At 51.3% G+C, this 24,889-nt stretch carries 19 protein-coding genes and 4 pseudogenes; 5 read left to right on the plus strand and 18 right to left on the minus strand.

Features of this window, described 5'->3' with window-relative positions:
- Positions 1 to 83 precede the first annotated feature (83 nt).
- The 4 genes from JI735_RS25390 to melA form a co-directional block, all read right to left on the minus strand.
- Positions 84 to 722, minus strand: a complete 639-nt coding sequence (locus JI735_RS25390) for an ABC-2 transporter permease (protein ID WP_039836849.1) — start codon at positions 720 to 722, stop codon at positions 84 to 86.
- Entirely contained in the window at positions 715 to 1,584 is an 870-nt protein-coding gene (locus JI735_RS25395) for an ABC transporter ATP-binding protein (protein WP_039836848.1), read from the minus strand. Before JI735_RS25395 ends, JI735_RS25390 begins: the two co-directional genes overlap by 8 nt.
- Positions 1,581 to 1,961, minus strand: coding sequence for a GntR family transcriptional regulator (locus tag JI735_RS25400; RefSeq protein WP_020431018.1), 381 nt, complete (start codon positions 1,959 to 1,961; stop codon positions 1,581 to 1,583). The genes JI735_RS25395 and JI735_RS25400 overlap by 4 nt, the downstream gene beginning before the upstream one ends.
- A 154-nt stretch (positions 1,962 to 2,115) precedes the next feature.
- Positions 2,116 to 3,414, minus strand: a complete 1,299-nt coding sequence (gene melA, locus JI735_RS25405) for an alpha-glucosidase/alpha-galactosidase (protein ID WP_039836847.1) — start codon at positions 3,412 to 3,414, stop codon at positions 2,116 to 2,118.
- Between the two features lie 170 nt (positions 3,415 to 3,584).
- On the opposite strand from melA, the gene JI735_RS25410 reads away from it, so the two are divergent.
- Positions 3,585 to 4,445, plus strand: coding sequence for an AraC family transcriptional regulator (locus tag JI735_RS25410; RefSeq protein WP_083886801.1), 861 nt, complete (start codon positions 3,585 to 3,587; stop codon positions 4,443 to 4,445).
- A 15-nt stretch (positions 4,446 to 4,460) separates the two neighbouring features.
- Here the strand turns inward: JI735_RS25410 and JI735_RS25415 are convergent, their stop codons facing one another.
- The 3 genes and pseudogenes from JI735_RS25415 to JI735_RS38165 all read right to left on the minus strand — a co-directional run bounded on the left by JI735_RS25415 (position 4,461) and on the right by JI735_RS38165 (position 7,202).
- Complete coding sequence (locus tag JI735_RS25415; RefSeq protein ID WP_039836845.1) at positions 4,461 to 5,075, minus strand: DedA family protein; 615 nt, start codon at positions 5,073 to 5,075, stop codon at positions 4,461 to 4,463.
- Between the two features lie 40 nt (positions 5,076 to 5,115).
- Complete coding sequence (locus JI735_RS25420) at positions 5,116 to 6,255, minus strand: sensor histidine kinase (RefSeq protein ID WP_233476058.1); 1,140 nt, start codon at positions 6,253 to 6,255, stop codon at positions 5,116 to 5,118.
- A 282-nt stretch (positions 6,256 to 6,537) separates the two neighbouring features.
- Positions 6,538 to 7,202: pseudogene (locus JI735_RS38165) on the minus strand (response regulator transcription factor).
- An 86-nt stretch (positions 7,203 to 7,288) separates the two neighbouring features.
- Between JI735_RS38165 and JI735_RS25430 the strand changes: the two are divergent.
- Positions 7,289 to 7,582, plus strand: a pseudogene (locus tag JI735_RS25430) (Rpn family recombination-promoting nuclease/putative transposase); the annotation flags it as partial.
- Positions 7,583 to 7,891: 309 nt separating this feature from the next.
- Here JI735_RS25430 and JI735_RS25435 read toward each other — a convergent pair.
- The gene (locus JI735_RS25435) at positions 7,892 to 8,425 is read right to left on the minus strand and encodes a GrpB family protein (protein ID WP_233476059.1); all 534 of its coding nucleotides are present in this window, start codon (positions 8,423 to 8,425) and stop codon (positions 7,892 to 7,894) included.
- A gap of 170 nt (positions 8,426 to 8,595) precedes the next feature.
- Between JI735_RS25435 and JI735_RS25440 the strand changes: the two genes are divergently transcribed.
- Both JI735_RS25440 and JI735_RS25445 read left to right on the plus strand, forming a co-directional pair.
- Entirely contained in the window at positions 8,596 to 8,766 is a 171-nt protein-coding gene (locus JI735_RS25440) for a hypothetical protein (RefSeq protein ID WP_020431030.1), read from the plus strand.
- A 244-nt stretch (positions 8,767 to 9,010) separates the two neighbouring features.
- Entirely contained in the window at positions 9,011 to 9,364 is a 354-nt protein-coding gene (locus tag JI735_RS25445) for a DUF4190 domain-containing protein (protein WP_039836840.1), read from the plus strand.
- Positions 9,365 to 9,450: 86 nt separating this feature from the next.
- Here JI735_RS25445 and JI735_RS25450 read toward each other — a convergent pair whose 3' ends face one another.
- The 10 genes and pseudogenes from JI735_RS25450 to JI735_RS25495 all read right to left on the minus strand — a co-directional run bounded on the left by JI735_RS25450 (position 9,451) and on the right by JI735_RS25495 (position 23,447).
- Positions 9,451 to 10,659 carry a response regulator gene (locus tag JI735_RS25450; RefSeq protein ID WP_039836839.1) on the minus strand — a complete coding sequence of 403 codons (1,209 nt, stop codon included), beginning with the start codon at positions 10,657 to 10,659 and terminating at the stop codon, positions 9,451 to 9,453.
- A complete protein-coding gene (locus JI735_RS25455) occupies positions 10,656 to 12,422 on the minus strand; it encodes a cache domain-containing sensor histidine kinase (protein ID WP_039836838.1) in 1,767 nt (588 codons plus the stop codon). Before JI735_RS25455 ends, JI735_RS25450 begins: the two co-directional genes overlap by 4 nt.
- A 75-nt stretch (positions 12,423 to 12,497) precedes the next feature.
- A complete protein-coding gene (locus tag JI735_RS25460; protein WP_020431035.1) occupies positions 12,498 to 13,322 on the minus strand; it encodes a carbohydrate ABC transporter permease in 825 nt (274 codons plus the stop codon).
- A gap of 17 nt (positions 13,323 to 13,339) precedes the next feature.
- On the minus strand, positions 13,340 to 14,230 hold the full coding sequence (locus tag JI735_RS25465) for a carbohydrate ABC transporter permease (protein ID WP_020431037.1): 891 nt from the start codon (positions 14,228 to 14,230) through the stop codon (positions 13,340 to 13,342).
- 122 nt (positions 14,231 to 14,352) lie between these two features.
- Positions 14,353 to 15,723: a sugar ABC transporter substrate-binding protein gene (locus JI735_RS25470; protein ID WP_051051989.1), complete on the minus strand. Its 1,371-nt coding sequence runs from the start codon at positions 15,721 to 15,723 to the stop codon at positions 14,353 to 14,355.
- Between the two features lie 290 nt (positions 15,724 to 16,013).
- Positions 16,014 to 18,212, minus strand: a complete 2,199-nt coding sequence (locus JI735_RS25475; protein WP_202676561.1) for a DEAD/DEAH box helicase — start codon at positions 18,210 to 18,212, stop codon at positions 16,014 to 16,016.
- Positions 18,209 to 19,527 (minus strand): annotated as a pseudogene (locus JI735_RS25480) (ATP-binding protein). The gene JI735_RS25475 and the pseudogene JI735_RS25480 overlap by 4 nt, the downstream one beginning before the upstream one ends.
- The gene (locus JI735_RS25485; protein WP_039836826.1) at positions 19,524 to 21,221 is read right to left on the minus strand and encodes a TerB N-terminal domain-containing protein; all 1,698 of its coding nucleotides are present in this window, start codon (positions 21,219 to 21,221) and stop codon (positions 19,524 to 19,526) included. Before JI735_RS25485 ends, JI735_RS25480 begins: the two are co-directional and overlap by 4 nt.
- Positions 21,222 to 21,381: 160 nt before the next feature.
- Positions 21,382 to 22,595: pseudogene (locus tag JI735_RS25490) on the minus strand (MFS transporter).
- 84 nt (positions 22,596 to 22,679) lie between these two features.
- Positions 22,680 to 23,447: a DUF1836 domain-containing protein gene (locus JI735_RS25495; protein WP_039836823.1), complete on the minus strand. Its 768-nt coding sequence runs from the start codon at positions 23,445 to 23,447 to the stop codon at positions 22,680 to 22,682.
- Between the two features lie 115 nt (positions 23,448 to 23,562).
- On the opposite strand from JI735_RS25495, the gene JI735_RS25500 reads away from it, so the two are divergent.
- Positions 23,563 to 24,885: a hemolysin family protein gene (locus JI735_RS25500; protein ID WP_039836822.1), complete on the plus strand. Its 1,323-nt coding sequence runs from the start codon at positions 23,563 to 23,565 to the stop codon at positions 24,883 to 24,885.
- The last annotated feature ends 4 nt before the right edge of the window (positions 24,886 to 24,889 follow it).

Consider the following 24,889-nt stretch of genomic DNA (forward strand, 5'->3'; position numbering starts at 1 on the left):
GCAAAGCAAAAGCACCTCCTAGAATTTCATCGGATAAACCAGGGGTTTGTTCCAATGTTAATTCTAGAGGGGTGCTATTCAAGTTAAATATCTTTCTTAACAAAAAACCGTAACGAAATGAGATAAGAGCAATAGAGCAAGAATAGGTAGGCCACACCGCCGATAGCCCACAATACGATATTGTCCTTGGTTCCCGAGTTTATCCAGTCAAACAGTCCGGGTAATTTTGGGGTTACACTGGATAATGCAGTGAAGCCGAACATGACCAGCATCATGAAGATCATATTTACAATTTGCATCCCTTTTTGCCCCAGCCAGTAGTATAGTGGTAAATAAAACGCAGCAAGAAGCGGGAAACATGCGATCATAAGCAATAAATCTCTCCAGGCAATCGGTTCAATAGCTCGCCCTGTTGCAACCCCGGCCAGATAAATAAGCAGCGTACTGATCAGACTGATTGCAGCATACGGCAGCAGACTCAAGTATTTGGCCAGCACGAGCTGATGACGGGGCAGTGGAAGACTGACAAGGAACCGCTGGTTATTATGCTGCACATCCAGGGAGCAGGCGTTCATCAGCATCAGCATGGAGGGGAGCAGCGCAGACACTATGTAAGAATCCTGATTCGAATAGCCTATAACCATATAAAAGAGAAGCAGCAGCAACAAATACTTGCGCGTCAGGATAAAATCCTTGCGGATCAGATAGAACGAGCTATACATGAGCTTCACTTCCTTTTACGGTAAAATACATGATCTCCTCCAGCGTAGGAGTCTCGCAAATGGCAGTATCCTTGAAGTAGCGTTCCCCTTCCACCCTGTTGCCAATCAGTCCTTCAAACCCCACTCCGCTCTCGCGGAGGCCGATGAACCAGCGCCGGACGTCCCGGTCAAGCAGTTCCTTTCCGCCTTTAACCAGCAGGTACTTCTCTGTGAGCGTCTCCCTCATCTCGTTAAAGACAAGGCGTCCCTCATTAATAAAAACAATATAATCTGCAATCCGGTCCAGATCCGCTGTGTTATGTGTGGAAAACACAATCGACTTCTTCTCATCCTGGATATGCTCACTGAGCAGTTCCAGCAGCTCCCTGCGGAAAATCGGGTCCAGCCCTGAAGTGGGCTCATCCATAATCAGCAGATCCGCTCCATGTGACAGGGCAACCGCAAGCGAGAATTTGATTTTCATCCCTTTAGACAGATCCTTGATCTTCTTGCCCGGCGGGAGCTTGAATTTCTCCTGGTACTTCTGGTATGTATTCTCATCCCAGCGTGTATAGAATGGGGCGGTGACCCGCTTCATATCTTTGACCGTAAGTTGCTCGTAATAGATATTTTCATCAGACACATAGCCAATCCGATCCTTGTTCGCCGCCTGATGCTGCATATGGTTCTGCCCGAACAGCTGGATTTCACCCTGGTCCGGATAGACCATGCCCATAATCATTTTGATCAGGCTTGTTTTGCCCGCCCCATTCGGGCCGATCAGCCCCGTAATATAACCCTCCTTAATACCAAGCGAAATATCGCGCAGTTCAAAACGGTCATAGCTTTTGCTTAAGCCCTGCAGCTTAATGACGTCGCTCATTCTTTTTCCTCCTCATAGAGCAGTTTAAGCATTTCCGCAAGCTCGGTATATTCCATTCCCAAAAGCCTGCTCTCGTCGATAATTTCCTTCAGCTTCCCCTCCATAATCCGCAGCCGTTGTTCCCGGATGAATTCCTGATCTGCCCCGGATACGAACGATCCCTTGCCGACGATAGAGTTAATGAGCCCTTCCCGTTCCAGCTCTTCATATGCACGTTTGGTAGTGATGACGCTAATCTGCAGCTCTTTGGCAAGCTGGCGGATGGATGGCAACGGCGTCCCGGAGACCAGTTCACCTTGAAGAATCAGTTGGCGGACCTGTCCTGTAATCTGCGCATAGATCGGCTCGCCGGAAGTACTCGAGATCAAAATGTTCATGTTGCGGCATCAGCACCTTCTGTACTTACTGTATTTAGTGTATATATTTAATATATACATTATTTTTTTGCTTGTCAAGATTAAGCCCATAACTCCACATACCAAAAAAGCCTGATTTCTCAGGCCTTTTCCTTTCCAGATCTGTTGTCCAGTTCTATTTAAACTCCGGAAGCCATTGGCCATGGGCAGCTATCAAATCGTCGCACATGGCTACAATATCATCCATCGACAGCTCGGCGGATGTATGCGGGTCCAGCATCGCCGCGTGGTAGATATGCTCCTTCTTACCGGTTATAGCCGCTTCAATGGTCAGAAGTTGCGTATTAATATTTGTGCGGTTCAGTGCAGCGCATTGCGGCGGCAGATCGCCAACATAGGTGGGAGTGACTCCGCTGGCATCGACAAGACAAGGCACTTCTACACAGGCTTCCCGCGGGAGATTTGTGATCAGTCCGGTGTTCAGCACATTGCCGCCGATTTTGAAAGGGACATTGGTTTCGATGGCTTCCAGAATGTACGAAGCATACTCATGCGAGCGTTCATGATGCAGCGTTGTATCATGAACCAGCTCCTCGCGCATCTTCTTCCACTTGCTGATCTGCTCCACACACCGGCGCGGATATTCGTCCAGCGGAATTTGAAACCGTTCGATCAGCTCAGGATAGTTCCGTTTGATGAAATAGGGATGATATTCCGCATTATGCTCTGAAGATTCCGTAATGTAATATCCGAATTTCAGCATCATTTCGTACCGCACCATATCATGATGGTGCTCTTTTTGCTTCTCAGCGGCACGGCGCTTAATTTCCGGATACAGATCCTCGCCATCCTTTGTAACTTCCAGCAGCCAGGCCATGTGATTAATGCCGGCGATCTTCGCCTGCACCCCTGTCTGGTCCATTCCTAGCGCCTCGAATAAGCCGGGAATACAGTGCTGCACACTGTGGCACAACCCGACCGTCTGCACTCCGCCATAGGTGTTCATTACATTGGTCAGCACTGCCATCGGGTTGGTATAGTTCAAGAAAAGAGCATCCGGGCATACCTCACGGATATCTGCGGCAAAATCAAGCATAACCGGTATGGTGCGCAGGTTGCGGAATATGCCGCCAATGCCGACTGTGTCCGCGATCGTCTGCCGGAGTCCGTATTTCTTAGGAATCTCAAAGTCTGTAATCGTACACGGATCATAACCGCCTACCTGAATCGCATTGATCACGTACTTGGCGCCGCGCAGCGCTTCCTTCCGGTCCGTGTAGGCCTTCACAATACAAGTGCTGCCCGTACTGGCCTTGAGATTATTCAGCATCCTTCTGGAATCCTCAAGCCGCTCCAAATCTATGTCGAACAGAGCAAGCTCAAAACCCTGCAATGCTGCTGTCCCCATGCAGTCACCCAGCACATTCTTAGCAAAAACCGTACTCCCCGCACCGATAAATGTAATTTTGTTCATTCCTGTTTCTCCTCCTCATTAGTTGCACTATTCATTAATAAATATAGATGCTAGCGTATACAATGAATATGGAGAAAGACAAGAGAAGTATGGATAATTGTTGCATTTTTGATTTTCCTGTTGTAGCCTGACAATAGTGCGTCTCAAGCTAATAAAAAGGTGGGCTGCCCATGACTCCTGAACATTATGACTTTAAAGCCGGATTCAATCTGCTGCCGGAGGAACAGGACCTTGCCGTTCTGTTCAGCGGCGAAGGCAAGCCGTATCCCGGCCATAAAATCGGCCCTTCCGTGCATGATTATTATCTGCTCCATACCGTTTTGGATGGCGGGGGCAGCTTTCAGAGCAGTACGGTCACGCAGCAATGCCGGAAGGGCGATACCTTTGTGATCTTCCCCGGTTCGCTTTTCAGCTATCAGGCGGATGAGCATAACCCCTGGCATTATGTCTGGGTGGCGCTCCAAGGCACAGCTGTATCCGGACTTCTCTCCGATATCGGCATTACGCGGGAGCGGCCGCTGCTGTACACAGAGAATACATCCGAGCTGCACAGCTTGTACGAACGAATCCGTATATGCTTCAAGCAGTCTGCATATCCCCGCCTGGAAAGTCTGGAGGCCTCGGGCTGGACAAGGCTCCTGCTCCACCATTTCGGTCAGGACAACCTTGCCCTCCTGCCCGCCAGGCCAAAGGAGCTGCCGGAAATCATCGACCGGCAGATTGACCAGGCTATCCGCTGGATCTCGCTGCAGTTCCATCAGCAGATCAGCATTGATCATATGGCGGCTACGCTCGGTTACCACCGGGCGCATCTTTCCAAAGCTTTTAAACAGAAGACAGGTCTGTCCCCCAAGCAGTATCTGCTGAAAATGCGGCTGGACAAAGCCAAAAGCCTGCTCACCGGCACGCTCACAATTGATCAGGTGGCTTCATCCGTCGGCTTCAACGATGCCTTGTATTTCTCCAGGCAGTTCCGCAAATTCAGCGGCATGTCGCCTAGTGAATACCGCTCGATGCTGCGGCAGGAGTAGACTGGGCTAGCCCGTTTATACGGTACGTTCTTTTCTCCGCCGCACCAGCCATAGAATGATCAGGATAACGACAGCTCCGCAAATGGCATAGCTTACCGGGCGCATGTACTTCTCAACGATTGTCCAATTGTCTCCCAGCCGGTATCCCAGATAGACCAGCGCAATATTCCAGGGCAGAGAGCCAAGTGCGGTAAAAAAGATAAACTTCCCGGTCTTCATTCCGGCGATTCCTGCGGGCAATGAGATGAAGGTGCGGATAAAGGGCAGCATTCGGGTGAAGAATACCGTACTCTCCCCGTAGCGGTCGAACCAGCGCTGGGATTGCTCCAGGTGACGGGAGTTAAAGAGAATATATTTCCCGTACTTCTCCAGCAATTTTCTGCCGCCATGCATCCCTACATAGAAAGCTGCAATCGAACCCATCAGATTCCCCAGCACTCCAGCAGCTACCACCTCTGGAAAGGATAACGTTCCTCTGGCAATCAGCAGCCCCCCGCTGAGCATGATGACCTCGCTGGGAATGGGAATACAGGCGCTCTCCAGCACCATCCCGATCCAGATCCCCCAGATTCCCAGCGAACTAACAAGATTTAGAGCAGCATCGGTTATAGCGTTCAATAATTGGTGCATGCTATCCCTCCTTATCCTACCTTATTGCTCATCTCCCACTTCAGAACCATCCATTGGGCTTAAGCCTCTGTACAATGGGAAAAGTGAGTGTTACCGCCGTTCCTTGCCCGGGCTCGCTGGCTATTGCAATGCTGCCGCCGTATTTTGCAACCAGGCGCTCAGCGATAGCCAGCCCCAGGCCGCTTCCCCCTTGTTCCCGGCTTCTGGACTTGTCCACACGATAGAAGCGTTGGAATACCAAAGGCAAATCCTTCTCAGGTACTCCAATTCCGCTGTCTTCAACACGGATCTGAACCTGTGATCGCACCACCACTCCATTCAATCGGATAGCCCGCAGCGATCCGGAATATTTAACGGCGTTGTCCAGAAGGATCAGCAGAATTTGCTCCAGATGATTCGGTAAAATGTGAATGACTGCCCCATCCAGCTTATTCAAATCCTGTGTGAACTCGAAATCGGGATGCAGCAGGGCAAAATTCCGCAGGGTGTATTGAAGAGTGTCCTGAACTTCACATGGAAAGTCATGCGGCTCCCTGCTCTTCTCTTCAGCCCGGGTAAGCTCCAGCAGTTCATTGACAATTGCTTTCAGCCTGCCTAATTCCTGTAACGATACTTTCAGCGACTCTTCAAGAATCTCCGGATCATGTTTGCCCCAGCGGCTAAGCAGTGAAATATGACCCTCGATAATGGAAATCGGTGTCCGCAATTCATGGGAGGCATCCTGGGCGAACTGTTTCTGGTTGTAAAAAGAGGTTTCGAGCTGCTCCATCAGATCATTAAACACTCTCGCCAGCTGTGCCAGCTCATCATTATTGCTGCCCGGGACGCCCACCCTCTCCTGCAGGCCGTTCTGCTTAATGCTCATCATGGTGTCGCTTAACGATTGTATCGGCCGCAGCAGCAGCCTGGACAGAAAGACGCCGCCGGCAGCGCTAATGACAATGGCCCCAAGCCAGCCGGCAATCATAACGCCCAACAGCAAATCGCTTAGTTGATCAGAGCTTTCCAGGTTGTTCACAATCTCAATCGTGCCGGTGAAGTTGGCTGTCCGCAGCGGACTTCGGATCAGCAGCAAATGTTCTTCCTCGTGCCAGACACTTGTTGTATCGGTTATAACAGCTGGCTGTGGCTGGACCCAATCCTCCGGCAGCTGATCTGATACCGTTAATATCGGTTCCATTAGCATTCAGTATACGGATCATCTGATGGCTCTCATTGATGCTTTCAATAAAAGAGCGGCTGCCCGCAATCTTTCTATACCGTTCCACTCCCTGCTTTGAAATACTCCTGAATTTCCTCCACATTCTTATGGATAGCATCCTGCATCCGATGGAACATCCAGTGGTTAATCACAAAATACTGCACCCCGTTATAACCGAGAAACAGCACGCACAGCAATAAGGAGACCAGATGGCCAGCTTCCAGCGGACCGACAGCCGTGAGAGCAGCCCGGTAAGCCTGTTCATTTGCGGATCACGTATCCCAAGCCGCGCAGGGTCTGTACGATGCTTGGCTCTCCGGGCGTGTCGATTTTGCCCCTCAAATAGCTGATATACACGTCAACTCTTTCATATCCACATCTGTTTCATAGCCCCATACCGACTCCATCAGCTTCTCACGGGTCATCACACGTCCCATATTCTGCATCAGCACCAGCAGGATATCAAACTGGCGTTTGGTCAGATCAAGCGCTTCTCCGCTTTTGGTAAGCGTCGTGCCCAAGGGATCCAACTGAAGATCCTGACATACCAGCAGTTGCCCCTGACACATGAACCTGTTCTCCGCAAAAGCGATCTCATACGTGCAAGCAGTTCCTCTATCGCAAAGGGTTTGGCGGATGTAATCATCCGCTCCGCTGTCCAGTCCGTTGATTTTATCGACAATCCGTACCGGGCTGTAATCATAATGACCGGAGTTTGCTTCTCCTGGCGGAGACGCCGGCATAGCTCTATTCCGTTCAGCCCCGGAAGCGTCAGATCGACAAATCAAATCCCAGGCTTCCTCCAGGGCAAGCCTCAGACCACTAGCCCGTCCTGCACGAGTGTTACCGAATAGACACATGCCGCAGCTCCAGCTCGATGAAACGGGCGAATTTCTTTCACCCTCAATTAATAATATTCTGTTCATAAGCAATCCCCTCCGGGTAATTCCATTCCCTTGCATACAGGTCCGTTTCAGTGTAACTCCCGATCCTAAAGATCATTAATTTATGGATGGATACGTTAGAATTTCTAAGTCAGGATTTGGAAGCACGCAGACAGTATGAAGACCGCCAGAAGTATCTGCATGACGAAGCGTCCATGTATGAAGCAGCTGAGACAGCAGCAAGACGAGCGCGTGCTGAAGGTGAAGCCCAGGGAATGGCTAAGGGAAAGACTGAAGGAGAAGCTGAAGCCAAAAAAGAAGTGGCCAGAAAACTGCTTGCTCTCAATGTCGATCCGTCTGTAATCGCAGAAGCTTCAGGTTTATCAGAGGATGACATAAAGGCGTTAAAGCCATTGCAGTGAAAAAAATAAAAATAGAGCCAACCCATAGCGGTCGGCTCTTCTTCACTAGGTCAACCCGTCCAGGGACCTATCACTAAGATCAACAAAACGCATACAAAAAGGAGCATCGGGGGAAATGCTCCTTTTTGCCTTGCAACTTCAGTCGGTTGAGGTGATCCTTGGGCTCCAATTGAAGCCCAAACTTATATCTATAATTTACCATCAAACTCACATAAATACAAGTAATTCCTATCCATGGAATGAAAATGGTTTATTAAAGAACTTCTCATCCGCCCTACTTGTACATTTTCAGTATAGGGTGCTGATTATTCAAATAATATGTCCAGCCTTCCTCAGAATAGAATGCACTACCTCTGTCTTCCCCTCGCAGTAAGCATCGATGTCATAACGGAACTGTTTGGCCAGCTTCACCTTCACTTCCTCATATTCCCTGGCGGCTGCCGGGTTGAGCCTCATATAGTCCCGCAACGCGATATGCTCCAGATACCCTTTGCCATCCTTGGGGCATACATACAGATGATATTTCATGAAGCCGTCTTCCTGCTCGCGCCGGAAAGCTTCCCTGCCCTCAATTCCAAGATCGCCCTGATGAACATATCCATATTGGCTTAACCTTTGAACAATCTCCGGGAAAACCTCGTAGCTTTCCATTACCAAGTCAATATCGATGATGGGTTTCGCCGACAATCCCTCGACGGAGGTGCTGCCGACATGTTCAGCAGCGATGATTAAATCTCCGGTGATTTCCAGTAAATAGTCGCGCAGCCTAGTGAATTCCTTTTTCCATGCGGGATCATATGGAACCACTTGGACAATTTTAGTTTTTTCAGCGATGTTCTTCACCCTCCTTGCGTTTATTTCTCAAATCGCCCAGGTTGTATTCGGAAATATATTATAGCAGCATCATTCATATAGATAATACCCCAAAGCCCCCTGTTCAAGATGAACTGGAAGCTTAGGATAAAATACAAAACACCGTCTCATACTAAGTTTCAGAGATGGAGGTGAACGTCATGCCCAAAAACAGTGCAGATTCCAAGTACGACCGCGCCAATAACCGTGCGGATAAGAAAAACAATCAGCAGAATCACGATCATCTCACCGAGGAGCCTCAAATGGTGACCAACAATAAAGCCGCTGACTATGTGCCAAGCTTAAACGGAGTTACTAAAAATGAAACGTAGTTGACAATAAGCTGCACTTTCGTCCGGCAGTGACGCAGGTGCAGTTTTTTTCATTGATGCGCGGATTAGATCATTTTCGACAATATTATTGAAGTCATGAGCATGATTTTGTAGTAAAATTGAGAAGGAACTACATAGATCAGCCGATATAAAGAAAAGACAAATTAACGCATCTCCGGTTGGAAAATATTATATAATACACTGGAGCATGGGTTCACACAAATTTTTTAAAAGGAGCTATTACATGAGTTATCAACCGCCGCCATTTGGAAATCAGGAGTATTACACACCGCCACCCCCGCCCGCCAAGACGAACGGCAAGTCGGTTGCCGCGCTGGTGCTCGGGATTTTGTCGGTAGTCACCCCTTATATCGGTCTATTATTCGGAATTATTGCCATTATCCTCTCCGCGATTTCTCTCAAGGAGATCCGCACCCGTTATGAGCAAGGCAAAGGCATGGCTATCGCCGGTCTGGTCTGCGGGATTGTAGGCACCATTATTTATGCGGTTATTATTGCGCTCATCATCGTTGCTGTTATTTTCTTGAACGACTACGACGGTGGCTTCAATACCTTCAACAGCTTCAACAACATCTAGTAATTCTTATCTTTACAAAAGGAAGCAGAAACCGGTTTCGAAACCGGCAGCTGCTTCCTTTTTATATGCCCCCGGCCGGGCGGGTTCTATTGCGGCGGCGTTCCTTTGCTCAGCAGAATATTGATATTCTGCTGCTGGCGGTACTCTGTAGGCGTTAACTGGTATCGTTTGCGGAACATCTGGGTAAAATGCTTCATGTCCTGGTACCCCACCCGCTCAGCGATCTCCGCCAGCTTCAGCCGCGGATTAAGCAGCAGCAGCTTGGCCTGTTCCAGCCGCAGCGAGGTCACATACTCTTTGTAGCCCTGCCCGGTCTTTTGCTTGAACAGCTGGCTGAAATATGCCGGATTCAGGAACACCACGGAAGCCATTTTCTCCAGCGACAGGTCTTCATGGAAATGCTCCTTGATATAATGCAGGGCAACATCTATCGCTTTTTCACCGCTCCCCTTCATCGGCTCAAGCTCCAGCACCTGTGATGCCGAGGCTTCTCTCATCCGCTTGACGACCTGCGGAACCGTGCTGAAATCGTGGCTAAGACCAGAGTGGATCACTTGAAAAGGAATTTTTAGATAATGGGTAAGATGCTCCTTGACCTCATTCTGGAACTGCTGAATCACCGCATCCTCCCGCAGGGTAATGAGGCCCAGCAGACTCTGCCGGTCATAGCTGACGACGAACCCGCGCCCGTGCAGCTCAATGAGTTCAGACAGCACATTCTCGACAATGAAATGCTCCAGCCGGATGCTTCTGTCCTCCGCATCCAGCTGCACCATCACCATATAGAAATGCTTGTAATCTTCAATGAAAGGCTCAATGTCCAGATTCCCGATATCCAGCCCTGAAGCCAGACGCTGAAATACGCCTTCCCTCAAAAACCGCAGACTCGCCTTCAACCTCTCGCCCTGCCTGGATATATCATTGTCCTGCTCAATTTCAGCAGTCAGGTTATTGATCAATTCCAGCAGCTTATTTTTGCCGATGGGCTTAAGCAGGTAATCCCTTGCCCCGAGACGTACCGCTTCCTGGGCATAAGAGAATTCGCTATGCGCCGAGATCACAACCCATTTTACATAAGGATAACGGCGCTTTGATATCTTCATGAATTCAAGGCCGCTCATCCCCGGCATCAGAATATCGGTCAGAACGATGTGAATCCGCTGTTCTTCCATAATTCGGACCGCTTCTTCGGCTTTGGCCGCCACAAAAACCTGATGATCCGGACTGATCTGTCCGATAGTACGTCTGATGCCTTCACGTATTACCCGTTCGTCATCGGCTACGAGAATATTCACGTAAATGTATCTCCTTCCAGCCTAATCGGCAGCACAATGGCCACCTGAGTCCCTTCTCCGGGAAAGCTCTGGATTTGCAGGCCGTATTCCTCTCCGAACATATGCTGCAGGCGGCGGTGCAGATTTTGCAGGCCGATGCCGCCTTTGCCGCCTTCTTTGGGACTGTCCCCGCTTAGAGACAGCAGCAGGCGCTCCAGCTCACCGGTACTCATCCCTTCTCCATTGTCCTCCACAATCAATTTGAGGATGGAATCCTCTTCACGGGTGTAGACCTTCAGTACCCCTTGGCGGCTGAGGGATTCGAGCCCATGCTTGACGGCGTTCTCAATAACTGGCTGGACGGTCATCTTCGGAACGCGGATATTTAACCAGCGCTCGTCGATGTCCATAACAATCTTCAGTCTTCCTTCCAGACGGATGGAAATAATCTTCAGATAATGTCCGATCTGCTCCAGCTCTTCACGCAGCGTAACCGCTGCGGCATCCTCCCACTGGCTGCTGTAACGGAACATGGAGGACAGGGAGAGTACCAGCTCGCCCAGCTGCTCATTCCCCTCCTCATCCAGCATCCAGTAGATCATATCCAGCGTGTTATAGAGGAAATGCGGATTGACCTGGGACTGCAGCGCGTGCAGCTCGGCATTTTTTTCACTGACGGAAGACAGCTTCATGCGTTCGATCAATTCCTCAATCCGCCGGACCATCCGGTTAAAGGACGCGACGAGAATATTGATCTCTTGATAGGACGACACATTGACCATCCCCCGGAAGTTCCCGATCTCCACCTGCCTCATCTCGCGGATCAGCTTCTTCAGCGGCGAGGAAATGGTCTTAGAAACCATGGAAGCGATTAGCGTTGAAACAATGATCAGAATCGAGATCACGATCAGCAGATAGCGCTTCATCTCGTTCAACTCAACGTTGAGATCCTGATCCGGTGTAATACTCATAACCCACCATCCCGAAAAGGACAGCTTCGAGGCCACCACCAGACGGCCCGCTTCCTGCCGGACAATCTGATGCTGGAAGTTCTTCAGGGAAGGCAGTGTTTCCAGCACAGGCGCCGGGTCCGTTGCCGAAGTCACAAACCGTCCATCCTCCGACATTAGATACACCTGGCTGTGCGCACCCAGCTTGAGGTTCTCCAGAGCGTCCAGCACAGGCTGGGGATTTGTTTCGTAGAGAACAATGCCGATCGGCTTATGTTCATTCAGATCATAGATCTGCCGGCCAAAAGCAAACACCGGGCTATCCTCCACCTGGTCGATCAGCGAATGCTGATATACGCCGAGCCAGACCATTTTTCCGGATGAGGCTTGAAGCTGCTTGTACCAGTCCTGACTGTGGTAATTGGGGTCGACTACATTCATGTAATTCCCATAATTATAGATTTTGCCCTTGTCTGTAATGACATGAATACCTACCAGGTCGTCCCGAGAATAAAAAATCGAGCCGATGATATTGGTAATGGTCTGCTCGTTGATGTAGGCTACCGCCGGTTCATCCGTTGTTTCATTAATCAAACGAATCATCTCGAAGTTGTTGCTGAGTGATTTGGAGAGTGAGTCATACCCTTTATAGAGCAGGCTGAACAGCCCGGCCGTCTGGGAGACATTTTTTTGCGACAAATCACTGATCTTCTCATGCAGCTGCACAGTAGTCCGGTTATAGTACAGCAAGCTGACGATAAGCAGAATACTGGACATGCAAAAAAGAAACAGCAAGAACAACCGATGATGGATGGAATGAAAGCCGCTCTTCAATGGACTCTCTCCTTTCAACACCCTGTCCTGCCGTTCCTTATTATAAATCCATGATAATTTCATTTGCAATGGCGGTTAGCCTTTGACCGCACCTGCTACCATCCCTTTGGTAATTTTGTTCGACAGGAAGAAGTAGATCAGGATAACCGGCAGTGCGCCCATGACCAGGAATGCCCCGATGTTGCCGTAATTGACTGAATATTGGCTGACAAAAGTGTACACCCCAAATGGCAGTGTCTTGAGCTTCTCGGAAGAAATAAAGGTTGCCGCCAGGATATATTCATTCCAGATGTTGATGAAGGTCAGAATGCACACCGTCATCACCGGCGGGATCGACACCGGCAAAATAATGCTGCGGAAAATCCGGTATACACTCGCTCCATCGATAAACGCCGATTCCTCAATTTCATGCGGGATATCTCTCATGAACCCGGAGAGGATGAACACGGCAATCGGTGTGGAAAAGGCAATGTAAGGCAGAATCAGAGATAAATGCGTGTTCAGCACGTGAATATTTTTGAAAATAATCATCAGCGGCAGCAGGGTCGCCTGCATCGGAATCATCATGCCCATCAGGAAAATGGTCATGACGACATTTCCGTATTTCCAGCGGAAACGCGAAATGGCATAAGCCACCATGGAGGCCAGCACAATGACGCAGATCATTGTAACACCGGTAACAAACACGCTGTTGGACAAGTATTTCAGATAGCTGCCGGAAGTATAAGCTTCACTGTAGTTATGCCATTGAAAGGATTTGGGGAAGGAGAAAAAGCTGCCGTCCATAATCTCTTCGTTGGTCTTCAGTGAATACAGCACCAGCCAGAGCAAAGGATACAGCTGGGTAACCACAGGAATTGCGAAAAGAAGATACACGATTCCTTTTTTGAATTTTCGCATGATCGCGCACTCCTTTTCTAATTGAATTTGCGTTCGATTCTATTGAATATCGTATTGATGAATCCGGTGAAGACCAGACAGACTATAACCAGGAAGCTGGCAATCGCACTGCCGTATCCATACTTCAATGACATAAATGAGCTGTTGTACATATGCGTAGAGATGACGTCGGTTGCATGAGCCGGACCCCCGGCGGTCATAACCATTACCAGATCGAAGGCCTGCAGGGAACCGATAAACGCCAGTACAATCGATATTTTGAAGATCGGGACAATCAGCGGAAGGGTGATATAGCGGTCCGCTTTGAATCCGTCCGCCCCGTCGATTTTTGCCGCTTCATAAAGCTCGTCCGGAATATTCTGCACGCCGGTGTACTGGATCAGCAGATGGTAGCCGAAGAACTGCCACAAGGAGACGAAATATAGCGCAAACATGGCAATTTTGGGCTCGGTAAGCCAGTTATGTGTCCAGCTGTCCAGTCCCAGCGAGATCAGAACGCCGTTAAGCATACCGCCCATGGACGCGGGGTTGTAGACCGTTTTCCACAGCTGCCCAATAATGACGACAGACAGAATGACCGGTGTGAAGTAGATCGAAACCAGGGTGTTTCCTCTTCTAACATAACGGTTAAGCAGAATAGCCATACCCAGGCAAAGGGGTATTTCCAGCATAGATGCTACAGCGTAGAGCAAGGTTCTTCTTACCGACGGCCAGAACACAGGGTCATTGAAGAACATATCTTTGAAGTTGCCGAATCCGACAAACTGGGCAGACGTTAGGCCGTCCCATTTCAATAAACCGGTGTACAGTGAAACCAGTATGGGGATAAACACTAGGCACACATACAAAAGCAGACATGGCAATACGAAGACGGCTATTGTGCGTGCTGGCACCTTAAGTACTTTCATCGTTCCCGCCTCCTAAACAAGCAGATTCTTTGTCTATAGCTGATGTGATTTCTTGTGATAAATTTGGTGCGAAGAAGCCGGAATCAGCTTGCTTCGCACCGAAGGTGAACGTTTAGGTCTGCTTATTTATTAGCTTCAAAAGCGGTTTGATGTTCTTTGGCTACGGCAGCGGAATCCATTTTCTGCACGAACAGGTTCTGGATGCTGCTGAGGTGCACCTGCGAGGTTGCCGGGTTCATGGTGTTGTCGAACGAAAGGTCGCCGCCTTTCACCTGGTTGAACAGGCCTGCGATAGTGATCGCCAGATCGGAGTAACCGGCTGCTTTGAGGTCGCCGTCTACTTTTTGGCCCAAACCTACAGCGTTTTTCAATTCAAATTGTTTCTTAGGCAGATTGCTGGCGAAGAAATTGAGGAAATCTTTGGTTTCCTGCAGATGCTCACTGCCCGCGGACACCGCGAATGCGCTGCCTGGTGCCAGCATGAATTCGTTCGGGTCGCCTTTGCCGTTCACTGTAGGGAATTGGAAAGCTCCTACTTTGCCGGCTACGGAAGAAGCATCAACTGCGCCTGTTTCCCATGAACCGATGACCCACATTGCCGCTTTACCGGATTTGAAGATGTTGCCGCCGGCATTGGCGTCGATGGAGGTTGCGCCATCAGGGAATGCGCCCGCTTGAACCAGCTGCTGGAAAGCGTCTACTGCTTCTACAAAAGCAGGATCTTCAAAAGTTTTCTTGCCATCCATAACGTCCTGCAGGAAACCGGGGCCGCCGTTGGTGCGAAGCAGAATGTTCATGAACAGGAAGGAGCCCGTCCAGGAATCTTTTTCACCGATGGCCAGTGGCGTAATGCCTTTGTCTTTGAGGATTTTCACATCTTTAAGCATTTCTTCAAAGGTGGTTGGTGTATTAGCGATTCCAGCCTGAGCGAACAAATCTTTGTTGTAGAACACCACTTCGATATTGTTACCGTCCGGCAGCGCGTATACATTGCCGTCAAAGCTGTAGTAATCCAGCAGTCCCGTTTGGTAAGTGTCTTTCAGTCCGTTCTGGTCCAGCATGTCGTTCAGCGGAGCGAACAATCCGGCATCTACAAACGGTTTCATTTGTGCAGCCGGGTTCACGATGGTAATGTCCGGGACCTCTTTGGAAGCCGCCTGGGTTTTGAGCTTCACCTTTTGCTGGTCGGTGTTCAGCGTATCCAGTTCGATCTTGATGTTCGGATGCTCTTTCTCGTACTGCTCACTCAACTCATGCACCATTTTGTAGGACGGTGTGGTAGGATCGGGATAAATGTTCTGGAAGGTAATGGTTACCTTCTTGTCACTCTTCGTTGTGTTCGTTGCTGTACCGCTGTTGGTCTTGTCAGGTGCTGCGCTTGACGCCGCATTATTCTTGCTGTTGTCGTTGGAGTTGCCGCATGCCGCAACGCTTAATGCCATTGCAGCTGTAAGTGCGACGGTGAATGTTGTTTTCATTTTTCTGTTGACCATGAATCAATGCCCCCTGTGTTCGTGATAGGTTCATTATCTTCTGATTAAGCGCTTCCAACAAGGTGCGAACTACAGAAATAAGGTTTGTTTTTTCTAGGAGTATATGGAAAAGGGCTGGCCGCTGGGCCGGATGCTCTTGCGCCGAATACAGCATCAAGTTATAACACAAAAAAAGAACTCCCGGATATCGGGAGCTCTCGCAATGACTCAATACGCACAGACAGGCTTTTTTGGTACCTCAATTACTCAATACCGCATAGACAGCCTTTCTTGGTGTTCAGCATGTCTGCTTAATCCACCCTCACCCATTGCTTCAGCACCTCTACCAGCCCCGGAACGTCGAGGCCGTCGAGGGAAAAGGCTTTGCGCAGCAGGTCGTGGGGGATGAATTCATCGTATTTGCCAAGGTAAGGCGCTTCATCCGGTCCCAGGAGAGCAATCGGATCAGATACAGCAGCGGCTTCGGCGATAATCTCCTGCTCCAGCGTTTCTGCATCTGTCTTCCCGGAAACGACCATATAATAAGGCTCCATGGGGGTTACAGAACGCAGGCCCAGCGGGCCTTTGAGATTATTCTTCAGCAGCCGTTCCAGCGTCCGGAACTGCCGGCTCCCGGCCCAGGGCAGAATGAACATTGAATCGCCTCCGGCCGGAAGCACCGAATGCTCGAGCAGTCCGCTCTCCTTCGCCAGACGGCGGGCACGTTCCAGCCTTGCTGCCGCGCTGGGCGCCAGATAGGGATATAGTGCCGTAGCTCCCAGCACCTCACGAATTTTGTTCATAATACGGGTATGCACATCCCCGCCTGCGCCCAGCCATAAGGTATCTACTTTGCCGCGCGAGCCTTTGACATATACGGCTTTATGGCGGTTATCCACCTCTTCGACCTTCCACAGCTTGCCTGCAAGAGTGAAGCAGTACCCCGGCGGCGGGACAGTGGTTATTGAACCAATCTCTTCGGTGCCATTATATACCACATGTTCCTCGTCGTCTTTGAAGACCGCATAGAAACGGAAGTTATTGACGATCTTCTCCCCTGCCAGCCCAACCAGCAGGCTGCCTTCATCCATGGACTCAATATGGCCCATGCCGATCATATATTCCATGAACGCATCATAATCGCCCGGCTCGATGCTGCTGAACGACGGGAGGCTCAGCACGGCCGCCTTCAGATCCTCCGGCTCCGCTTCGCCCATACTCTTCAGGATGCTCATCGTCTGATGGTAGAGCAGCCCCACCGGAAGCTGGCGCACAGCCAGCGGCTCGACCCACTTCTCGCGCACGTAGAGCTCGATGACGGCGATAGCCCGCAGCAGCGTCCACGGCATCCGCGCGGGAAGCTGGGCTTCTTCGTCCTCTTCCTCCGGCGTGACGAAGATCATCTCTGAAGCGGCGTCGCCCCGCCGCCCGGAGCGCCCCAGCCGCTGCACGAAGCTCGCGCAGCTGTAAGGCGCACCGAGCTGCAGCACGCGCTCCAGCTCGCCCAGGTCAATGCCCAGCTCCAGCGTCAGCGTGGCCGCGGCCACCGCCGGTCCGGGTCCCTGACGGAGCGCAGCCTCCGTCTCTTCACGCAGCATCGCGGAGATGCTGCCGTGATGGACATGGAACACGTCGCGCTCCCCGCGCTTCGCAGCAAGCCGCCGCATCTCCAGAATTGCCTCCTCGGCATCCGTGCGGCTGTTGGTGAAAATGAGCGCCTTCTTCAGATGCGTATGGTCATAGATGAAGCCATAATACGCCTGCCGCGCCCGCTCCAGATGCTCGGCCTGCACTTCGTCCCGTGCATCCGGGAAAGAAAAGTGCTCCACGCTGAGGCGCAGCTTGCGCCCGCCCTGCGGTGCGGAGACTTCCACGCTCTCGCGGGTGCCGGCGGCCAGCCATTCCGTCACGGAAGCGTAGTCGCTCAGCGTGGCTGACAGTCCGATCCGACGCGGATGGCAGCCGGCCATACGCGAGATCCGCGCCAGCTGGCTAAGCACCTGAATGCCGCGGTCCGCTCCCATGAAGGCATGCACTTCATCCACTATAATGAAGCGAAGATCATGGAACAGCGCCGGAATAGCATTGGGGCGGTTCATCAGCAGCCCTTCCAGCGATTCCGGGGTAATCTGCAGCACGCCGGAGGGGTTCTGCATCAGCTTTGTCTTGTCGGCCTGCGGCACATCTCCATGCCAATGCCAGACTGGAATGTTCCCTTCGCGCAGCAGGTCATTCAACCGGGTAAACTGGTCGTTGATCAACGCCTTAAGCGGTGCAATGTAGAGGATGCCCACTGAGGCGGACGGATCTTCGTACAGCTGGGTAAGCGCCGGAAAGAAAGCAGCTTCTGTCTTGCCGGATGCCGTACCGGAAGCAATGAGCAGATGATGCGGCGTATCGAACAGCACCCGGCAGGCATCCACCTGGGCTTCGCGCAGCGTCTCCCAGCGGTTCTTATAGATAAACTCTTTGATAAACGGTGCCAGCCTGTAAAACGGATTGCTGCTCATAGATCAAACTCCGCCAGGAATCCGTCCAGCTCGTTCGTCTCTGCCTCGGCAGGCTTGGCCGTCCGCTCGCCTACAAGCTTCTCGAACGACATATCCGGATGCTGATGCAGGGTGTGCAGCAGGTCCATGAAATCCCGCACGACCTCACGCGCGGTGAGCAGCTCATCTGCACCCAGCCGGCCTACAGCTTCCTCCATGAAATGCACCAGCTGCTCCTGTGTCAGTTTGGCTTCATACCCGTAATGAAGGGCATGGATATCCCGCAGCTTTTGCAGCAGCACCAGTATTTCCTCATGGGAGAGCATCTCCAGGGCTATAATCGGCCCGGTAAAATTATTCAGCCCCGTCCCGCCGTAACGACCGGCGACGAGCCGTGAACGCAGGGCTTCATAGCTGAACAGACCGCGCCGGTTGTCTTCGACAAACTGCGGTGTCCCGCCGATAAAGATCCCCAGCCGCTCCGCCTTGCCTTGCATCGTATCATTGAACATGGTCAGCAGCTTCTCATAGTTGCTCTGGCGTGAGATGCTGTTGGTGATCTTATACAGGTTCACGCCTTCATCAATAAACAGCAGCAGCCCTTTATAGCCGATGCTCCCTATGAACTCTGCCCATAGCTTCATATAATCGTACCAGTTATCATCGTCGATGATGACCCCTACCCCAGCGCCTTGCGCGCTTCGGTGCGGGTAGCGAACTCCCCGCGCAGCCAGCGCAGGGCATCCTGCTTCAGCCCGTCATCGGCAAGCTTGTGGCCGTTCCAGTATGTTGCCAGCACCTTGGCAAAATCAAATCCGTGCACAAGCCCGCGCATTTCGGAAGCTACCGAATAGATCCCCTGCTCCACCTCTTGTCCAAGCTGCGGATCGTCAGGGCCGCAGCCTTTCTCCTGCATTACGGCTTGCTGAAGACTGATGATCCATTTCTGGAGGATCATCTCCAGCGCTCCGCCGTCCGGGCGTGTGCGCGTGGAGAGATGGCTCATCAGCTCCCGGTAGGTGGCCAGGCCCTGCCCTTTGGTTCCAACCAGCCGCCGTTCCGGGGACAGGTCGGCATCCGCGACCACAAAATCCCGGTCCATGGCATAGTTGCGGATAATCTGCAGCAGGAAGCTTTTGCCGCTGCCGAATTTGCCGGTGATCAGCTTGAAGGCAGCTCCGCCTTCCGCGATGTTCTCCATATCCCGGAGTATGGACTCGACCTCGGGCCTGCGGCCAACCGCGATATGCTCCAGGCCAATACGCGGCACTACTCCCGCAGTCAGAGAGTTCACGAGCGCGGTCGTCATCCGTTTTGGTATTTTAAGCTCACTCATCGATCATTCACCCCACCCAAGTATTGCAGCATCGGCATAAATTCCCCGTTCAACTCTTCTTCATCTATAAGCAGATCACCTAGCAGATTCATGGCAGTCTCATTAATCCCGTCGAATAACAGCTCTGCCATTGTTCCGCCTGCTGAAGCCAAATGCTGTACCGCTGCCATTCCCCTGCCTTCCGCCAGCGCATGAACCGCCTCCCACTCCAGTGGAGTCAACGCATTTGCAAATGAATCCCATAGCGCAGCAGCGCTATTGCCGGAATCCTGCTGAGCCTCCGCCACAACGCCGCTTGCTTCCACAAATGAAGCCGCTTCGGAACCGGCAGACAGCTTCACAGCTTCATGCCCAACCTCGGCTGACGGTGCTGCATCGTCTTCAGCTCCCGCCGGATCAGCGTGCTGAACTTGCGTACCAGGCTCATCTGCCGCCGGTATATGCGTCCGTCCCATGCTATCCCCGTCAGCCTCTGCCCCGGCAGGCGGTCCCTCTATTTCCCCGGTTTCTTCAACCGTAAGCAGCGTCCTCACAATGTCGGAATCGTTCTGGAGCTGTTCAAGCTTTTTAGCATCAATGACAACCGCCGGCCCCTTTTCCAGCTGCTCCGCTTTGCGGAATTCGCGCTGCAGGAACCTGGTGATCAAATCTTCCATATCTGCATCAACCTTAATATCCTTCAATCTGCCCCGGTAGCCCATCAGCTCCCGCAGCTTGTTCTCGGTCAGCCGGAAAAGGCGGGTGATCAGACTGCGCAGCGGAGGAGATTTGCTGATCCGCACCACAGGCACTAGCACGGAGTAGCCATACAATGAGATGTCATACACCGCACTGCGGAACAGGTAACGCTCCCGGACCACCGCCGGACCCGGGGGAAACATGCCGATCAGATTGGACCCGTGCTTGCGGGCCACATAAGCGTCAATCAGCGCCACTACCTGCGGGATATAGCGTTCCGCCGCCGTTTTGCCTTCACCGGTATAGAATTTGGACTTGCTGATATCGTAATCCGACATCACGGTCAGCACTTCAAAAGTCAGCTGCTCCGGTGCAGCGGTCAGGCAGCGCATCAGCTCAAGCTCAGCCAGATCACCGGCAAGACCGCGTGAACGGGCGACAATCCCCGACAGCGGAACGTCCAGATGATGGACAAAGGAGAAATCCGCAATCCAGCCGCCCAGATATTGATCCAGTCTTTTATATTGATCCCGGTAGGCCTCCCATAACAGATTCAGCTGCCGGTATCCATCCTGAGGCTCGTCCCACCCTACACCGTTGATCAGCTCATAGACATGCAGAAAGATATAAGACAGATCCGTTTTTGGATATCTGCCCTGTCTGACCTCATCCCGCCAAAAGAAATACCATCTGCTCTGCGCCCCGGTCATGTGACCATAGGTGGGCCAGTAACTTTTGAAAGGAACAAACAGCGATGCCGTCTCTTTGTGATCCACTAACTCCCTGGCCCGGACCACGAACTCGCTCTCCGTTGTCGTTACCGGCTCCTGCGTTTCCTCCATATCCCATAACTGAAGCTGTACAGTGGCTTCTTCAGGAGCTTTTTTCTTCGGTGCGGCTGCCGGGGGCTTGGGAACCTTGAGGTCAGCCGAAGCACGCGGAGGAATCGGCAGATTCTGCTCCGTGCTCTCCCACACCAGCTCTGTAAAATGCGGCTCTTTTCCGTCTCTGCTCAAGTCTCTCACCCCGATTACAATCTTACGAAAAAACGGTCCTGTTCACAGAAGTGAAGGAACCGTTTGTGTTCTTCCGGTATGAAATAACGCTGTCTATAATCTACTACTAATATTAGCATTCTTGCCTGACCAACATCAAGCCTCAAGTGGAGAATGATCTCTAACCCAGTTCAAGCCCTTTCGTCTCTTTGCCTAAGAACAGCACGGCTAAAGCCCCGATAATAATCGTCACAAAAAACAGCATGAATATCGTGCCGATCCCTACCGCGTTGCCTACCATGACCCCTACCAGCGTAGGTGCGATAATCCCGCCAATCCGGCCAAAAGAAGTCGCAAGACCGGCTCCCGTTGAACGGATAGCTGTGGGATACAGCTCCGGTGTATAAGCGTACATACCGCCCCATGCCCCAAGATTGAAGAACGACAGGCAGATTCCGGCAGCCATCAGCATGCCCTCCGTCGTGGAGTTCCCGAACCAGGCAGCGCTGGCGGCTGTGAGCAGCAGATAAATTACCAGCACAAACTTGCGGCCGAATTTCTCAATGAAATAAGCGGCGGTGAAGTAGCCCGGGAGTTGTGCCAGCGTCATGATCAGCACGTATTCAAAGCTTTTGACAAGACTGAAGCCTTTGATCACCATTACTGTAGGCAGCCATAGAAACATGCCGTAATAAGAAAAAACGACCGTAAACCACAAAATCCAGAGCATGATTGTCGACCGGCGGTATTCCCCGGACCAGACCGTGGCAATACGGCTCCGCAAAGGCACAGGCGCTTTCTTCCGGATTTCTGCGAATCTCGGAGAGTCATCGATCGCCCGCCGCAGGTACAGTGCATACAGGGCAGGAACCGCACCGATAGCAAACGCTACTCTCCAGCCGTAATCCGGAATCACAAAATAAGCAATTAATGCCGAGGCGATCCAGCCGACCGCCCAAAAGCTTTCCAGCAGCACGACCGCCCGGCCTCTTTCCTTGACAGGCATGCTCTCCGAGACCAGCGTTGAGGCCACGGGAAGCTCTCCCCAAGCCCGAACCCGGCGACAAAGCGCAGGACACACAGCATGGCATACCCGGCGGCAAAAGCCGATAATCCGCTGGCGAGCGAGAAGATCAGGAGCGTCCACAGCAGCACCGATTTGCGGCCGAAACGGTCGGCCAGAATACCTGCAGCCGCCGCGCCCACAGCCATGCCTATGGAGTTGATACTGGTCAAATATCCGATTCTTTCCGGTCCGAGGCCCCATTCCTTGGCAAGCGCCGCTACCACAAAAGAAATCATTCCCACATCCATCGCGTCGAACATCCAGCTAAGCCCTGCACTGAACAGCAGCTTTCTTTGCTTCGGATTCCGCAGCAGCGAAATATCATTCATACATCAAGCACCTCTTCCCTAACTCCGGCTGTCCAACCTGGTTTATATTGCCTGTTTTACTTACACATTTTATGGTCGCGGGGTTCAAAAATCAAGGAATAACGCCGCATTGCAATATTGGCGGGCCAAAGCCTGGAAATAACAGGTCTGTACCGAGATGGCGGCAATCATCAGCATATTCCGCACGGCATGCCGCTGGGACCTGGTCAGATGGTTCAAACGCTGCATCATATTTTCGAGCGAAACCTTTAGCACCTTATCAGCTCTTGATGAATACATCTGCTGTGCGCTGAGGTCTGCGAGTCCTTGAACCGGCATCACAGGACTGCTCTTGATCTCTTCGAACAACTCTGCATATGCGTGATACAGCTGGGCGGGTTCGACTAGATCATCATCGTCCCGCTCCGGTGCCAGGAAGAGCAGCCGGAACAGCTGGCGGATACTCTCGAAATCGAGGGCAGCCTTCAGATCATCGATCATAAATAAAAGCGCAGCCTGATTGACGGAATATTTTTTCCCTTCTCGGGGGGAGCCCAGATATTCTTTGAAGTCGCGTTTTACCCAATTCTGCATAGAAGTGGCAGAAAGTGTAGAATACTCAATCAGGTGGCCCAGGGTGGCGATTTCTCCAAGCGACAACCCCTTTACAGGGCTTCCTTTTATCAGCTTTTGCAGAATGGGTGGAATCTCCGTGGACAGAAAAGCCGGGAGAGAAGCACCCTTTTCCACCTCTTCATAATGAAATTTTGACCATGCATCCTGCAGGATATGCAGCGGCTTTCGTTCAATAGTACTGTTCAGGGACAGCAGCAGTTCGGACATTTCGATCCGGCTGAGTGTAAAAGCTTCCATATATGGCACCCCTTCGCCATTTGATTTTCTATTGAAAAGTTCGTACAATGAGTTCATGTGAACTCATAATATGAGTATAACCTATTTTAACGATGAGAGGGATGGTAAAGATTATATGGGTATAGGACTTAGTTTGACGCTTGTGGCAATTTTGATCATTTTAACCGCATTTTTTGTAGCGACGGAATTTGCATTGGTACGGCTGAGAGGCAGCCAGATTAGCCAGATGGTGCTTGAGGGCAAAAAAAACGCCCTGGCGGTTCAAAGGGTTGCAGCCAACCTTGACGGCTATTTGTCTGCCTGCCAGCTGGGGATCACCATTACAGCACTGGGGATTGGAGCCTTGGCGGAGCCGGCTTTTGAGCAGCTCCTGATTCCATTGTTCGACCTTGGGAATATCAGCCACAGTGTGAGTGAGCCTATTGCTTTTGCCTTGGCATTCATTATTGCCACATTCCTGCATGTCGTAGTCGGTGAACTTGCCCCGAAGACGGCCGCTATCAATATTCCGGAGAAAATTGGTCAGATTACCTCACCGCTGATTATTTGGTTCTACAAAATTTTGTACCCTCTGATTTGGCTGATGAACGGTTCCGCTAATCTGCTGGTCCGCATGTTCGGGATGAAGCCGGCAAGCGAGCACGGAGATGCGCACAGCGAAGATGAGATCCGCCTGATTCTCTCCGAGAGCTATGAGAGCGGTAAAATCAACAAAGCCGAATATGGCTATGTGAACCGTATCTTCACCTTTGATGAAATGCTGGCTAAGGAGATTATGGTGCCGCGGACGGATATGGTATGCCTGTTCACCAACCATTCTCTGAAAGAAAATCTGGAAATCATCCGTAAGGAGCAGTACACCCGCTTCCCGGTTGCCGATGGCAGTAAAGACAATATTATCGGAATGATTAATACCAAACAGCTGTATTTGCAATATGACAACAATCCGGATTTCGATTTCAAAAGCCTGATTCTGCCGCTCCTCACTGTATCCGAAGTCACTCCGGTCAAAACACTGCTGACACGGATGCAGAAAGAGCGTGTGCATATCGCCCTGCTGCTTGATGAATACGGCGGAACCTCCGGCCTGATTACCATCGAGGACATCCTTGAAGAGATTGTCGGTGAAATCCGCGATGAGTTTGACGGAGACGAACGCCGCAATATCGAGAAGCTGAGTGATTCCCATTATTTATTCGACGGGAATGTCTCCGTCCTGGAAGTCAAGGAGCTGACAGGCTTTGATCTGCATGATGATGAAGTGACCACAATCGGTGGATGGCTGTACAGTCATCTGGAAGAACCCGCTATCGGTAAAAGTATAACCCATGAAAATGTGACCCTTACCGTCCGCGAAATGAACCGCCACCGCATCCGCAGAGTGGAGTTTGAACTTGCACAGCCCGGATCTGAAGATTCGAAATCGTTGCCGGAATAATCGT

The organism is Paenibacillus sonchi (genome assembly GCF_016772475.1).
GTDB lineage: Bacteria > Bacillota > Bacilli > Paenibacillales > Paenibacillaceae > Paenibacillus_AQ > Paenibacillus_AQ sonchi.